The organism is Pseudanabaena biceps PCC 7429, assembly GCF_000332215.1.
GTDB lineage: Bacteria > Cyanobacteriota > Cyanobacteriia > Pseudanabaenales > Pseudanabaenaceae > Pseudanabaena > Pseudanabaena biceps.
The window spans coordinates 36458-51229 of sequence record NZ_ALWB01000006.1 but is presented as its reverse complement, the minus strand read 5'-3'; the positions used below and the strand labels follow the sequence as shown (position 1 = coordinate 51229).

At 44.4% G+C, this 14772-nt stretch carries 11 protein-coding genes; all 11 read right to left on the bottom strand.

Features of this window, described 5'->3' with window-relative positions:
* Positions 1-1191 (bottom strand): eCIS core domain-containing protein (locus PSE7429_RS23210; protein WP_158467601.1); only part of this gene is annotated, 1191 nt, incomplete at its 3' end.
* Positions 1192-1372: 181 nt separating this feature from the next.
* A complete protein-coding gene (locus PSE7429_RS01430; RefSeq protein ID WP_009625253.1) occupies positions 1373-1801 on the bottom strand; it encodes a hypothetical protein in 429 nt (142 codons plus the stop codon).
* Between the two features lie 51 nt (positions 1802-1852).
* Complete coding sequence (locus tag PSE7429_RS01425; RefSeq protein ID WP_009625252.1) at positions 1853-3739, bottom strand: phage tail protein; 1887 nt, start codon at positions 3737-3739, stop codon at positions 1853-1855.
* Entirely contained in the window at positions 3721-4707 is a 987-nt protein-coding gene (locus tag PSE7429_RS01420) for a baseplate J/gp47 family protein (protein WP_009625251.1), read from the bottom strand. The genes PSE7429_RS01425 and PSE7429_RS01420 overlap by 19 nt, the downstream gene beginning before the upstream one ends.
* Before the next feature lie 3 nt (positions 4708-4710).
* Positions 4711-8400: a putative baseplate assembly protein gene (locus tag PSE7429_RS01415; RefSeq protein WP_009625250.1), complete on the bottom strand. Its 3690-nt coding sequence runs from the start codon at positions 8398-8400 to the stop codon at positions 4711-4713.
* 61 nt (positions 8401-8461) lie between these two features.
* Positions 8462-8848, bottom strand: coding sequence for a GPW/gp25 family protein (locus tag PSE7429_RS01410; RefSeq protein WP_009625249.1), 387 nt, complete (start codon positions 8846-8848; stop codon positions 8462-8464).
* The gene (locus PSE7429_RS01405) at positions 8848-9555 is read right to left on the bottom strand and encodes a phage baseplate assembly protein V (RefSeq protein WP_009625248.1); all 708 of its coding nucleotides are present in this window, start codon (positions 9553-9555) and stop codon (positions 8848-8850) included. The genes PSE7429_RS01410 and PSE7429_RS01405 overlap by 1 nt, the downstream gene beginning before the upstream one ends.
* Positions 9552-10619 carry a phage late control D family protein gene (locus PSE7429_RS01400; protein WP_009625247.1) on the bottom strand — a complete coding sequence of 356 codons (1068 nt, stop codon included), beginning with the start codon at positions 10617-10619 and terminating at the stop codon, positions 9552-9554. The genes PSE7429_RS01405 and PSE7429_RS01400 overlap by 4 nt, the downstream gene beginning before the upstream one ends.
* Before the next feature lie 49 nt (positions 10620-10668).
* Positions 10669-11316, bottom strand: coding sequence for a CIS tube protein (locus PSE7429_RS01395; RefSeq protein WP_009625246.1), 648 nt, complete (start codon positions 11314-11316; stop codon positions 10669-10671).
* Positions 11307-14138 (bottom strand): hypothetical protein, encoded by a 2832-nt coding sequence (locus tag PSE7429_RS01390; protein WP_009625245.1) that lies wholly within the window; start codon positions 14136-14138, stop codon positions 11307-11309. Before PSE7429_RS01390 ends, PSE7429_RS01395 begins: the two co-directional genes overlap by 10 nt.
* A 116-nt stretch (positions 14139-14254) precedes the next feature.
* Positions 14255-14713 carry a phage tail protein gene (locus PSE7429_RS01385; RefSeq protein WP_009625244.1) on the bottom strand — a complete coding sequence of 153 codons (459 nt, stop codon included), beginning with the start codon at positions 14711-14713 and terminating at the stop codon, positions 14255-14257.
* Positions 14714-14772 lie beyond the last annotated feature (59 nt).

Sequence of the window (14772 nt, the reverse complement as noted above, 5' to 3'; positions counted from 1 at the left end):
AATTTGGGTTGCACTGAGCGTGACTTTGTCCCAATCAAGTCCATTGCTGTCAATTCGTGCATTCTCGACTGTGGCTTTGGCATCATTTAGTTTCGGAATGATGAGATCTGACTGTTTAATCTTGAGTGCTTTGCTAGGACGGTCGTATTGCAGATTATCTGCCTTAAACTGGAGGATCTCGGAAAGCATGACCTCCACACCAACATTTTCACTCTTGTAATCCCATTTCTTTGATTGGCTTTGGTAATTGATCTTGAAGCCACCCTTGGGCTGAATATTGCCAAAATCAGAGCCAAAATTCAGTTCTATTTGCCCTTGAATATCTAGACTGTAATTATTTGTTGTCTTCTCCAACTTGATGCTTGGTTTGACAAGCTTAAACCAAGGAAATATTTCGACTTCTGATGGTGGTGAATTTAGCCATGTATCTGAAAAGGCTTGAATTTCTTGAGCAACATCCTGAACAAAAGTCGCAATTTCTGGAAACGGTTCATTACTAAACTGGATTTTTCCTGCTCCTTTCCGTTGAATGGCAGTTTTTTGAGAATTTTGCTGAATCACATGGGTCAGTTCATGGGCAAGGAGTTCTTGACCTTGACGGCTGCGGGGTTGGTATGCACCCTGCTTAAAAAAGATGTCTGTTCCTGTAGTAAAAGCGATCGCCTGAATTGAGTGGTTTAACTGATGGGATTGTTCATTGGTATGGACACGCACATGTCTGAAATCGGCATTAAAAGCTTCTTCAAGGGGTTCGCGCACATCCTCTGGAATTGCTTGCCCCTGTCCCCTTTGCTGCTGGAGCGTGGTCTCAAACTGGGGAGTTACGGCTGTGCCAGTGGGTGCAGATGTCGGAGCAGCAGCTTTGGGCATAATGCGATCGCCCTTTGTTACCTCAGTTTTGCGGATAGGATCTGTGTTGATCCGCTTGACGACCTGAGCTGCTACTAGATCCGCTTCTCGTTCGTGGCGATCGCCTGCCTTAGTCAGCTTCAGCTTGGGTTGCACTACTAGCCCCTCTGTGCAACTCTGCCCCAACTCTTGCGATAAACCTCGAAAACCAGAGGCATGTATACTTTGTCTCTGGATCCTGTCCATTGGCAGAGGGGATGCCTGTGGCGATCGCCTCTGAGCTTGCAAAACGCGCCCCAAAGCCTGATTAGTCAAAAATTCCTGTGGCTCTTCACGCAGCATAGTAGACTCTTGCTTACTAGCTGTTTTTATTGAAGAAGAAACAGTTTTTAACGTTTGATATTGACCTAGTCGCGAATCACCCATGATTATTTCGCCCTTAATTCTCTTAAGTTCCAGTCAATTCCACATTGATCGCCAATTGGTCGAACAGAACTTTAATATTCCAATCATTATCTACGATTTATGTACCTTTAACCCGCATATTTGTAGTCATAAAAGTACCAGTACCTGAATATTGCGGCATAGCATCAGGAACTGGTCCTGCTGGTGTCGGTTGTTGAGCTGGCACCAGCACTTGAAACTTTGCATTAAATGTTCCCCCTTTCAGTAACACTGGCTTATTATTCGATTTTGTGCGGAGAGCTTTTTGGTTCGGAGCGAGGGAAGCAATACTGAGCATACCGACCCCAGGAATAGGGTGCGATGCAGTGATATAGGGACAGCCAGGAACCATAACTGTCTTTTCGTCCCCATCAATACAAACCATTTTTTTATTAATCATCATTTTGCCTGTTCCCGTTAAATTGCCTGGAATCACCGTGACGATCGCTGCTCCGAAAACAGGATTAAACATCGCTAAATCACCCATGGTTAAAATAAAATCAGCCATAACTGTGGAACCTCAAATCTTTAGCAAACCTATCTTTTTCGGGGATTCAAATTAATCAATCCAGTCATCCTCTTGTATACTCGCTCGGAGCATCGCAGGAGTGACCCGACCGAGAATAGTGTTTCCACCCATTGTGCCATCGGTATTCTGATGACAAATTTCTAACGCATGAACCCTTGGGCTTAGTTCAAAATTCTCCACCAAAACAACCAAAGAAGTAGGTCGCTGATTGAGATTAAAATTAATCTGAATCGTCACCGTCCCCGTCACAGTCTGATTATTGAGATTCTGGAGCACTATATAAAAACCCTGAATATTCTTGAGAAACCGCTCATAGGGCATATGGTGAGTAGCCCGAATACCTCGATCTACAAATTCCAATTCAGGGGTAAAGGGTGGAAAAGGAGCTGTTTGGGACTGCATTCGGACTACTAAAAGATGGCTGATTTTTGGCAATTCCTCTGGGTTGATAGATTGTATTTCGATCAAAGCTTCAATTTCGATGCGACGTTTATCGGGCGGATCAAAGAGATAAAATCGATAAATTCGTTCTAGCCATTGGGAGTTGGGGACGAGGCGTAAGGTGTCGCCGATCTCTGAACCTAGAAGCGTATTGCCGATTTTATATTCGGCGCGACGGGTATACACCTGAAGCGTTAAGTTCTCTGGGTCACGGGGCAATTGCATAGTTTGATCTGATCTGGAACCAAGGCGCGTACTGCCTTGCATCTGATCCCATCGGGTTCGAGGTTTATAGATGCGAAGCCGCGCATCGTGAACAAGGCGCATGGTCTGATCCATCCTCTTTTCAATATGCGTATTCCCGTCGATATAATGGGTTTGAGCTTGATGGAGACGAGGGGGCGAAGCGCTCTGTAGTCTCAGAGTAGTCTGAGGATCATCGGTGATGCGACTAGTACCAGACATCTCCTCGACTGGTCGCCAAGGTCGATAGATTCTGAGGTTTGGTTCTAGACGAAAGGGAGCAGTCAAGAGGACGACAGAGACATGTTGATGATTTAGAGTGAAGTTAAGTTGAACGGTCATAGTGCCGCTGAGATGGCGATCGCTCAGATTTGCCAAAGCCACAAAATAACCATTGGGATTCGCCAACATCTTTTCATAGAATACTGTCTGCCTGACCACTGGTCCCATTTGACTGCCGTTCGGCTCTAATACTTCTGTTTTGCCCTGAATGCGAATGAGAATTTGTTCTGCTAATGCTGGTTCAAAAAGTGTTGGGTCGAGGGCAACAGACACTTCCACCTGTACCTTCTGCCCTAACGGGGCTTCAAACATCGCAAAAGGATAACAACAACCCCAAGTTTGGGTCAATTGCATCGTCAGCGTTAAAATTCGGAGGGCATAGAAGGTATGGGCGGGCTTCTCTTCGTTGATGATTGCCTGAGCTGCTCGGCATTCTCGCCAGTAGCGATCGGGCTGAATCACCTGATTGCTGGGTAGAGCTAATTGCACTTGAAAATAATGGGGGCGATCGGCAAACTCAAAGACGGAAATAGTCCGTTCGGGATAGCTCAAACCCGAATTTTCAAGGTAGATCGTGAGCATTTTTTTGAGCCCAAAAATAGTCCCCCGCAGGCGATACAGGGGCACAATCTGGCTGATAAACTGCCGTTTTACCGCATCATCCCAATCTTCCCGCAAACTCAGTGCTACCCAACCCGCTAACCAAGGCAAAAAGTCAGCAGGTGTTTGTTGAGGATCAAGATAGGTATGAATTTGGGAAATAATAGTTTCGAGCCCCACAGGGGATTCTGATTCTGGAGTCAGAATATGAGGGCGAAAGGGAACGGGTTCAAGGGCGGGAATTCCACTCAAGCCCTGCTCAAAGGCAAGCAGAAATCGACCCAAAAATGGATCACTTTGCAGATAGGCGGGAAGGTATTCTAAATAACTGCTTAGATGTTTGGTTTCCATGTTGTTCCGAAGCGTTGCAAGGTTTGAATTTTGCCAATCTGGATCTTGACTAATTCGTGTTCGCGAATTGTCAGACCAATTAGTTGATTTTGCTCATTGAATTTTTGGCGATCGCCTTCTACTCCATCTAGTTCTATGGCTTCCACATAGTCAACACCAGCCAACCCATCGAGGAGTTGATATAGTTCTGAAAGGTATATATCATTGCCAAAGGGGTAGCCTTGCCCATCCCAAAATTCATGGGAATCAAGGGGGGCAAAGAAATGTTGAATCCGTTGTTCCGTTTGATTTAGGACTGCCCTGAAGTTGGCACTGTCTTCTAGATAGAGAGTAGCGGACAGTGTAACATTAACGTAATGGGGCTCAACGACATGGAGATGAGTGGTAATCAAGCGGCGTTGATTCAGGAAACGTTTGAGGGTATGCCTTAGTAGAGTGGTATCCTCTTGGGGATGGCGTGGTAAAACGACAAGGCTAATGTGAGCTTCGACAACCCGATCAATGTCAGCATGATCTAAATCTCTCTCAGGAAGACAATGGACACGGGCAATTTCAGCATTTGCCCCAAATTCCCTTGGGGCAGTTTTAGTTTGTAACCAGTCATGGAAAATGAGTTGCGTAAAATCGGCCGCAGTAACGGCGCGGTAGGGTTGGCGCAGTTGAGCTAGGGTCTTTTGGATTTCGCTTTGGAGTCGATTAGCTTGGTCAGTGGTGGAGAGTCCAGTCGGTATTGTCCAAGGTTGTCCTTTGAGTAGGGAAAGAAAGATGGCTTGGTTTGAGTAGGGAATTTGGTTGAGACGGTACAAAACCATTTCGGTCAACCAAGCCAATAGTTCAATGAGCACAATACCTGTATCGGCAGGATTGTAATCTGTCCATTGGGGAGCTTCGAGGGGGATGCGCCCGATCGCCTCTTCCACAAGGTCAGCGTAGGTGCGATCGTCTAGATTTGAGAGAGGGATGGGCATAGCTTAGGTACTAATTTCAGGTAGTTTTAGCTCAATTTGGTGGGTTCCCGAATAGATCAAGGTTTGCTGGTCAATGATCGCATTAGCAGGTTGGATATCGAGGGCATGAACATAGCGCACTCCAGGGACAGATTCGAGAACGGCGTAGACATCGGAATGGTGGGGACGACGACCAAATTGCCAACCACTGCCCTGCTGTCCTCCTGTTAAGGGATGAAAAAATTGTTGGAGAGCTTTCAGGACATCGGCTTTCACGGTTCCCGCATTAGCGACGCTCTGAGGAACGATTTCGGTGTTAACGCGGATTTCCTGCCATTTAGGTCCCGAAACGCGGAGTTGGAGAGTGGGAACATAGCGAGCTTTGAGGAATTGGGTAACACGGTTCAGGAGAGCTAGATTGGGGGTAGGTTGATGGTCGGGGCTATGGGGAACAACGATCACTTGCACCCAGCCAGCGCGGAGTTCATTTTTGAAGACATCGATCTCGTTGCCAGCGATCGCTTGATGATTGGGGTCGGGGTTAGGGTCGATCCAGAGTTCCTCAAGGAGGGGACTAAAGTCGGGAGCCATCATGTCAGGGGTGATCACTTGCACGCGGGCGATATCAATGGAGGCTTCATAGGTGAGATCGGCAAAGTCTTGGGCGGTAACAGCTCGATCGCCATGACGGAGATGCTTGGGCGATCGCTCCTTCAACCGCTCAAGGGATTCTTGATTATTGCCGCCTTGGGCCGATTCCCAGTTGATTGCTTGGGCGATATAGGGAATCGTTGTCTTCAGTTCCGTGATGCTTTGAGCGGCTTGATTACCTCGGATGCCACCACCCGTGCAGTAGGTATTTAGGCGAATATTATTGCGCCCACGGGGGGGGATTTTTCCTGCTTGACCATCTCCAAAGCGAATTTGTCCCAGTTGGCGATCAATCACATAGTGGCGATCGTTGGGCATAGAGCTGTGAAAATCTGGGACTTCTTGCCAACGCACCCAAACAGTTTCCAGACGACCTGTTTCATCGTAGTGGGCAGCGATCGCCTCATCGCCAAATTGCTGACGTAAATATTGTTGTTCGGATTCCGCTGGCAAGCGCCCCTCTTCCACAGCTAAGGATTCGCCCCATAAAATCGGAAACTGACTCGCCTTTAGTACTTGATTTGGTTCATGATTGCTAGATCCCAGCACTTCTCCATTCAGAGTAATGGATTGATTTGCCCAAGTCGTATTCGTTCGCACCGCACAGAGCCTTGGTGGTACGGGTAAATCTACCGAGCGAGCCACCAGACGTGCAAAGTAACGCATCATGCCGTAGAGATTGTATAGTTCAAAGGTGATCGCCCATTGCCAAAGATAAAACAAAACTATAGGCAAGGATTGCCAATCCAACGGCTGTTGACGTACCCGTAACCAATAGCATTGCTGTCCAAAATGGGGAGAAGTAATCCAATCGGTCGGACCCACAAACTGGATCAACCCCTTTTCTAAAAAACCTTGGGTCTCATCCACTACGGTTAAGGGTAGCCATCCCTTCGGGCTGGGATATTCCCATACTAAGCGCTGGGCGTGACTAAGATGAGCCATCTGATTTACCCCTGGAGCAACATCTTCAGGTTGGGGCGCTTGGATTTGTAGATAAAGCGTATTGGCTCGGTTGGGAAAAGGACGGTTAAATCCAAGATAAAGAGAAGAATCGCGATGGATCTGGGGCGTAAGCGGATGGAACGATCGCCATACCCTTGTCGCGTTGAGGTGGTCGTAATCTAAGGGCTTAACTAAAATTACCTGTTGGCGATCGCGATCGATCAGTTCAATCTGCCCCAGTTCGACCGTCTGCCCCGTAAACTTAATAATTTCCCCAACCGCCAACGCACTGACATCGTTTAACTCGACGATCCTTTCGCCAGCGAATATAGAACGATGGAGAAACAACTCTAGGGCATCGCCATCCGTAAAAATAAAATCGTTGTACGACTTTATCGTGGCTTTTCTTTCAAGAAAAAAGCGATAGGTCAGAGTGATCGATTGCAAAATCGGGGGGGCAAATATATCTGGTGTTTGGTCGGTGATGGCAAATTTGCTGAGGATACGACTGCCAGCGGTATAAGCATTACGGGTGGCTCGGTTTAGGACGACAACGGATGTCGCAGGACGAATGGCGACAATTTTAGCCTCCTCTTGGCTGGTCGGGGCTATTCCTGACTGGATGCGGATTGTATCCTCGACAGCCAAAGCCTCAATGTTATCCACCACAATTTCAGTTTGACCAATGGCGATCGCGGTCGAGAGCATGGTCACATCGTTATACATCACATACTGACGGGTACGTCCTCGGCTCCCATATAGCCCTTGCACAATCCGCGCCCTCAGCCAATAGCTTTCCTCCCCCATTGGTAATGGTGGCAAGGTGGCAGGAAACTGAAACGTCCCTGTCACACTTCCCTCTACCAAACGCAAAGGAGCGGAATCCGATCGCCATCGAAATTTTTCGACATCCTCAGTACTTTGATCTCTATCTTGATCTCTATCTTGATCTCTATCTTGATCTCTATCTTGATCTCTATCTTGATCTCTGTTTTGATCTGTACTTTCAATGGTATGCCATTGCTGTCCACAGCCAACTTCCCACAGTAATTCCAAATCATCGGTATGACGGGGTACTTGGCTTAATTGCGCCTGTATTTCGATCGCCATACTGGGTTGGATCAGATGCGGATCTAACGCCATCAGAAACGTGTCGTTATATTGCGGTGTCGTTCCGAAAGGATAAAAATCCTTACTCAGATCCAGCCTAATCGTATTAAAAAAGCACTCTTCGGGGAGAGCTGGGCGATCAATATGGGTTGTGATCAGGCTGGAAACGAGTTCGGGCAAATTTTGCCGATTATGAGGGGTCAAACTCACCCTTAGCCATTTGGCGGCAAGACCATTCACCTCAACCTCTTTCAGTTTCGGCAATTGCGAAAGCGTGACTTGCACCTGCGATCGCGCTGATTCACACTCACATTCAACAGCCGTCAAGGGTTGCCAAAATTTGCCATCCCACACCATCCAATCGCGTAACCGAAATGCTAGCTGTTCGGCACTCTTTGGAGAGTCCGTCTCAAAGGTCACCGTGATTGTCTCCAGTTTTGGCAAATCAAACAGATCCTTGCCATGCAAATAAAGGTAATGCTCTACGGGCTTATCACCATGGAAGACGTGGAATGGCTCATGGACAGCATCAACCATTGCCGCGCCATGGCGATCGCTATAGTAATCGCGATCTTCAATCACAAAAATTGCATTGAGTTGGGTGTCAGTGACCAGTAACTCCCGCTCTGTCTCGAACACAATTTCTTCGTCTTCACCCTCCTGTGGCGGAGCCGCAATTCTCGTTTGCTTTGGCACTAAGGCTTCCACAGGACTGCCTGCCGCCAAATTGAACGTAACTGGAACCCGTGATGGCTGTGGTGGAATCAACTCCGTACCGATCAGATTCATAAACGCGAGCTGATTGCGGCTGGGAACCTGATTGAGGCGATCTTGTACCACCGTCATCATGTGACCAAAAATTCGTACCAACGCTAGCCCCACATCGGCAGATGGGGAAGATGTAGAATCGGGCGATCGCCAATCCGTATAGGATTCCGCCAGCTTTACACTCTGCTGAACAATATCTTCATAACTGCGTTGATCTAGCTTAGGCGGTTCCAAGGACATATCTTTTACTGGAGATAAATTACTGGAGATAAATTACTGGAGATAAATTACTGGAGATAAATTACTGGAGATAAAAGGGATAGACAAGGTTAAACTCATTCGTTGTCGTTCGGACTTGATAATTAATCGAAATTTGTAACAAGTTCGGGTGAGTAAATTGCGGCAATAACTCAATATCTAAGACATCAATACGAGGTTCCCATTCAATTAAGGCGGCTCTTACGTCACTAATAATTTGCCCTACCGTTCCTGCCGTATTCGGCGCAAAAATATGATCGTGAATCCGACAACCAAAATCAGGACGCATTAACCGTTCGCCGCGCGCAGTACTAAGAATAGCCCAAATGGATTGACGTACTGCCGCTTCATATTTTGCAGTCTGGATCTGCTGTGTTTGATCTAATTGGATCGGTAATGACCAACCAACCCCTAAAAAATCAATATCCATTACATCACCTCCAACGCCCCGTTATTTACCTTTACCCCTGCCGAACAGTTCAACTCAAGCCCAGATTTGGAACTGAATTCCCCCTTCATTTTTGCTTGAATATTACAATTAGAACCAGCATTAATCTTGACATCCTGTTCGGTTTTAAGCTCTAAATTTTTACATTCCAGTACTATATCATTGTCACTACTTTTAATGGAAACTTTGCCCTTAGCCTTAATAATTAAGTCTTTTTCAACTTCAATCTGCATGGAGTCTTCTTCGCAATCAATCGTAATTTTATTCTTGCCACTTTTATCCTGAATAATGAATTTTTCTTTATCCTTAGTGTCATCAAAAATAATCATATGACCACTACGAGATTTAATGAAACGCTTATTATTTTTACCATCATCATTCTTTTCGGGCGGTTTATCCTTGCCATTCCATAAGCTTCCTAAAATATAGGGAAAAGCCATATCCCCATGCTCAAAGGCAACTAACACTTCATCATCCACTTCAGGTAAAAAATAAAAGCCGCGATCGTCCCCTGCCATCGGGGTCATTACCCGCGCCCAAGGACTTTCATCATCATCTGTCAACCAAGGAAATTTAACCTTTACCCGACCTAGACCATCATCATCTTTAATATTTGTAACTATAGCGATCGTAACACCATAAAATCTGGCTGTTCGATCCTCAGGAATCAATAAATCCAATCCCATCATGATGCTGTTCTCCTTGCGGTAAATGATGTTTGATAACCTGATTTGTGACTATAGTGATGCTCCGTTGAAGTCACATAGTAGAGTCCACTAAACCGTTTGCCTACCTCTTGAATATCAATGACTTTGGCAATTTGTAAAGTAGGATTGCCAGCACAGGTTCCTTCAGCAGTGATATAGGCAAGAGCCATATCTTTAAACTGTCCTAGAGCAATTTGATCTGCTTCTGCTTTGGTTTTAATCGGTTGATGCACAATCGTAGCAGTCGAAGAGCCAAAACTATCGACCACTTGCGGTCCCGTTTTCTTACCAGACATCTTACTGCCCTCCTTCCCTGCGGCTGCTTTCCCTAAGGTCTCCTTTTTATCATCTGGTAGCCACCCCCGTACCTCTACCTTTTCAACTTGATTCATCGTACTCAAACGAGGAAAAAACTCACTTAAACCCTCTTTGAATTTTAGGGTTAATACTTTTTGACTATCAATCTGAGGAGGTTGAAAAAAAATATTTTTTTTCTCAATGACTATTTCATAACCAATCCGTTCAGCTCGACTTTTTAAAAAATCCCAATCCGTTTGATTATGTTGCAAAACATAATCATGCTTAACTTCACTATCTTTAACTTTGGGCGTTAAATTTCTCGCTCTTGCAATATCACTGAAAATTTCGCTATCTTTCATTTTGGTAAATGATTTAGTCTTTGAGCCGCGTAAAAGTCGATGTCTTAGATCATGCCCTCGTACTACTAGTCTAGGAGTAGCCCCTTGACTAAATTCTGGCTCTAATCCTGTAATTTCACCAAAAATAACAGTTTTAACTGTATTTTGATAACCCATTTTTATTTCGACTTCATTCCCAATATCAAATAGACTGTCATCAATCCATGTAAACTTACTTTTTGCTAGATCCCAGCTTAGAAACTCCAAGGTGAACATGCTGGGAGCATCAATATCTTCAAATACTGTTACTTCCAGAAGATCGGCATCAGATTTCGTCGATAATTTTTGTCCTTGAATCAGGACTTCGACATTAGGAGATAGCGTTTTAACACCAGAATATTCAGACATTGATTACTATTATTTGGTTAATTTTTGTATGGTTTTTATAGGTGAACTTTTAGTAGGAAATTCTCAATGGGGGAATAGTTAAGACCATTCCTGGAGGTAAGGAACGGGGATTGATGAGATTATTTTCATTGGCAATAATTCGCCATAATGCAGGATCGCCATATTCTTCATTGGCAATACTGCTTAATGTTTCACCTCGACGGACAATGCGGACAGGATCGTCAATTAGATTGGCTTCCTTTCTCCGTTTTTCTAAATCTGCCCATTCTCGAAAAGTACAATTTAAGGTAGCCCTGACTGGGGTTCCGTCTTCTAGAAAATGAGTTAAGGTTTTACTCACTCTTTCTAAAAAACCATCGGGCAGTAAGACACTGTCATTGCCACCAATTTTTCCCCAAATCAATTTACAACGAGGGGGGCGCTTTGTATCTGTACCAATTTTAGGATGGGTTAAATTGAAGATTTTTTTCGTATGCTTTTGTACGTTTTCTGGAGGAGATCCGCTTAGAGTCGTATCAAAAAATAGATTAATTGTTAAAGTTGCTAGTTCATTAGCCGCAACAGGATAGCCATCACCTAATCGCCAACCTGTTTTGTCAATTTGGAGCTGGTTTGGATTAAAAAGCACTTCGATTTCCTCAGCGAAATCACCCTCTTGATCTCTTTCAGCCTTAATTTTTAATTTCTCTAGAGCCATTTTCGTTTTCCTCTTCGTTCACCTTCAACAATGAGGCGCTTGATTATTTTTCGTTCTACTTGTGCTACTAATAAGTCCATGTTTAAATCCATGTTAATTGTGTTTGCGCTCCTTGCTTCCTCTAATTGGATATTTTGAGGTCTCATCAGGGTGGGGGGATCTGGATTAAAGTTATTGGTGGTAGCGGCGGAATGTACTGGAGGTAATTGCGTAGATGGATTATTCGGGGTTGATGAGTTTGAAGTAGGGTAAGTAGATCTATTACTAGAGTTAGCGATCGCCCTTGCCTTGGGGATACTCTGATTTGGATGATTTCCTGCCATTTCTGATGTTGAATTAGAAGCATTATGACGGGATAAAAGTAGAGGTTCAAAGGTTTGTTCAGAGATTTCTACTATTGCTTGAACTGTCGGCAAAGTGGGGGATTGAGCAGAGGATGCGACGGAAGATGGCGCAACAAAATTGTTGTTAGTAGAAATCACAATGGGCTGAGAAATCTGATTAGTCTCCCTTGCTAAAGATAGTGCAAAATTAGAAGTAGAAACTTTTTCTCTAACTATTGGAGTTTGCAGGGGAGAAGATTTTAGTTGTTTTTGAGGATTGTTGCTTGGTATTGCATCAGGGGATTTTTTTGCGTTGGGATTAATGGAAATAGTAACTATTTTATTTGCTTTATCCGCTTTATCCGCTTTATTCACATTGACTGGAGTGGTATTTGATGCTGTAAACATCAAGCTATCTTGAGATGAATAACTTGTTTGTGCAGAGGGCATTGTAGCATTTTCAATTGTGGAATTGTCTACATTTTGAGTTGTAAAACTAGGATGAACTGTAGGTAATTCTATGTTTGTTTGCTCAAACAAGCTTGGCTCCTGAATAGTTCTGGGAACTAGAGAATCGGGCGAATTTTGAGTAGTCTGGGTATCAATCTTGCTAACCTTAAAGAGAGTTGGAGGCTCAAAGGTAGAACTTGCAATGCTTGTGCCTATTGACGGTAGTGATAAGACAATGGGGTCAGCGTTAACTATGGGCATTGAGTTCTGGGAATCGTTAGGGGATGTCCATGGAATTTCTGAGACTTCAGGCAAACTGGCTAACAAAGGTTGAGCATTGATGGTACTGGAAGCCGCGCTATCATACCGAGCCTGAATAACACCATCATTAACAGGTTGCATAACCAAGGGTTGAAGAATCTCAGGCTGAGCTTCAGAAGCTACCTGCACAATTGTTGGAGGGATCTCAACAGGCTCAGTATTGGCAGTATTGATTTGTGGGACTTGTAAGGATGATATTTGTTGCTCCGATCGCTCTGAGTCTCTACCTGAGTCTATATCTAAGTCTATGTTTGCAGGAAAACTCAAAGGCTTTGATGATAAGGTAGGCGGCGGATTTAATATCGTAACGATCGGGATCTGGGGAAGATCGGCAATTAACCTTTGTCCCATCAGCGTAGCATCTGAGCTTTGGGGAGACTGTACCAAGGATAATTCTTGGGATAGCTCTTGTTCTGAAGGTGCGATCGCTGAATTAAAACTAATTGGCTCTGAAATTGGTTCTGAAATTGGTTTTGCAATTAGCTCTGAAATTGGCGCGGATAAGGGAACAATTGGGGATCTTGCCTTTGTACTCAAATCCTCCTTGGCTTGAATTACAGGTTCACTTACTGTATTGATTGTGAGTGGTGTAGTCTCCGCGATCGCGTTAGTTGCATTTGATGAGATTTCCTGCATTACGAGACTTACATCTAATGCAGAATCACTCCCAGTAGCGATCGCGGTAACAATACTCATCTTACTTGTCACTGACCCAGATTCCCATTGTGCTGGAATTATTGGCATATCCACAACACCAATCATGGCAGGCGGGATCTCCGCGATCGCGGGAATTAGCGTTACAGATGCTTCTCCTGAGGCGATTGGGCTTGATGAGATCTCCTCCTGAACTACGATCCTTTCGTCTGATGCGGAATCAACCTGAGTAGCGAGCGGTTTAGCGATAGGATTAGCGATCGCTAATCCTATCGCATCTGTGCTGTTTTCGATCGCGTGGCTAATACTTGGAGGAGAGCGATCATACCGAGCTTGAATAACATTCTCACTGACAGCTTGAATACCCAAGGGTTGAATTGAGGGTAGAACTAAAGCCTGAATTGGGGCTTGAACTGAGTCTTGAATTGGAGCTTGAACTGAGTCTTGAATTGGAACTTGAGCGATTTCAGGCTGAGCATTAGAAACTAACGGTACGATGGGAATGCTCGGAATCTTCGGCGCGGTTGGTATTGCTTCTGTAGAAATATCTGTAGGCAAATCCGTAAGCAAATTTGTAACCAAACTAGATGCTTTTGGTAAGGATGGTTCTGAAGGTATGGGCAACCCTCGCTCAATTGTTGATTTAGAATCTGAGTTTTGTGGAAGCTGCACAAAAGATAATTCTGAGGATAATTCGGGTGCTGATGATGCGATCGCAGGGACAAATCCAGCCGCTTCCCCTGAGTCGATTGAACTTGGTGAGATTTGCTTGGGCAAATCGGCATTTTTTACATTTTTTTGAGCAGGCGATCGCATCTCTTGTTTTGTTCCTACTAAATTCTCCTGTAGATCATCTAGATCGCCTTCAAAACTTTGAGCATAAACAATGGGCACTTGTTCGGCATCTAATTCCACAACCGTTGACCAGCGGCTCATTTGACGATCCAACAATGGCAAACGATTTGCTAAAACTTGAAAACGTTCAAGCAAACCCTCAGACATCCGATGATTAGTTACACCAGGATGTTTTAAGGGTCGAGTCAAACGTTGTACAAGTCGAGGATCAAAATTCATACATTTTTAAAATTCATACATTGATTGATGCTAATTAATGCCAAGTAATTTTAAGTAATTTCAAGTAATGTCAAGAAAAAGCACAAAAAACAAATCTAAAACTCAAATCTAAAACTCTAAGCTTTATAAATACCTCTATGGACTAATTCCATACGCTCAAAAGCCACTTCTGTTGCATTTGTGGCATTTAGTTGGGGTCCTTCCCATGCCACGGGATAGGCTTTTTTAAAATTCCAAGCCATCACTTTTGATTGCTGACTATCTTTTAAGATAATCGTGCCATTTTGCAAACGAATTTTCCCTCTCGTCACATCCTCATACCATTTCCAAAGATCGTCTCTTTCCGTTAAACCTCGAACTAACACTAAATTCGGATAATCCATTTGCTTAGGAAAGCGGTGAATGTGATGATTGACTCCACCTTCAACATAGGACTCAAGCTCCAACTTACCACTTAAGCCAATCACCTCAGAGAATCCACCAACCGTTAAGCCTTCAATTTCAACTGCAAAATTGAAAGCCATATAAGGATCGCGAGGTTTTTCTTTCCCTCCTTTTTTTTGAGAGCTTCCCATTATCTAACCTAATATACAAACAGTAAGTAAAAAACAATCTGCGATCTCACAAAATCAAT

Bases quoted from the DNA above. Each gene is read 5' to 3' on its own strand.
- PSE7429_RS01395 (WP_009625246.1), bottom strand. From the start codon at position 11,316: ATGGCTCTAGAGAAATTAAAAATTAAGGCTGAAAGAGATCAAGAGGGT.
- PSE7429_RS01410 (WP_009625249.1), bottom strand. From the start codon at position 8,848: ATGGATATTGATTTTTTAGGGGTTGGTTGGTCATTACCGATCCAATTA.
- PSE7429_RS01420 (WP_009625251.1), bottom strand. From the start codon at position 4,707: ATGCCCATCCCTCTCTCAAATCTAGACGATCGCACCTACGCTGACCTT.
- PSE7429_RS01385 (WP_009625244.1), bottom strand. From the start codon at position 14,713: ATGGGAAGCTCTCAAAAAAAAGGAGGGAAAGAAAAACCTCGCGATCCT.
- PSE7429_RS01400 (WP_009625247.1), bottom strand. From the start codon at position 10,619: ATGTCTGAATATTCTGGTGTTAAAACGCTATCTCCTAATGTCGAAGTC.
- PSE7429_RS01430 (WP_009625253.1), bottom strand. From the start codon at position 1,801: ATGGCTGATTTTATTTTAACCATGGGTGATTTAGCGATGTTTAATCCT.
- PSE7429_RS01425 (WP_009625252.1), bottom strand. From the start codon at position 3,739: ATGGAAACCAAACATCTAAGCAGTTATTTAGAATACCTTCCCGCCTAT.
- PSE7429_RS01415 (WP_009625250.1), bottom strand. From the start codon at position 8,400: ATGTCCTTGGAACCGCCTAAGCTAGATCAACGCAGTTATGAAGATATT.
- PSE7429_RS01390 (WP_009625245.1), bottom strand. From the start codon at position 14,138: ATGAATTTTGATCCTCGACTTGTACAACGTTTGACTCGACCCTTAAAA.
- PSE7429_RS01405 (WP_009625248.1), bottom strand. From the start codon at position 9,555: ATGATGGGATTGGATTTATTGATTCCTGAGGATCGAACAGCCAGATTT.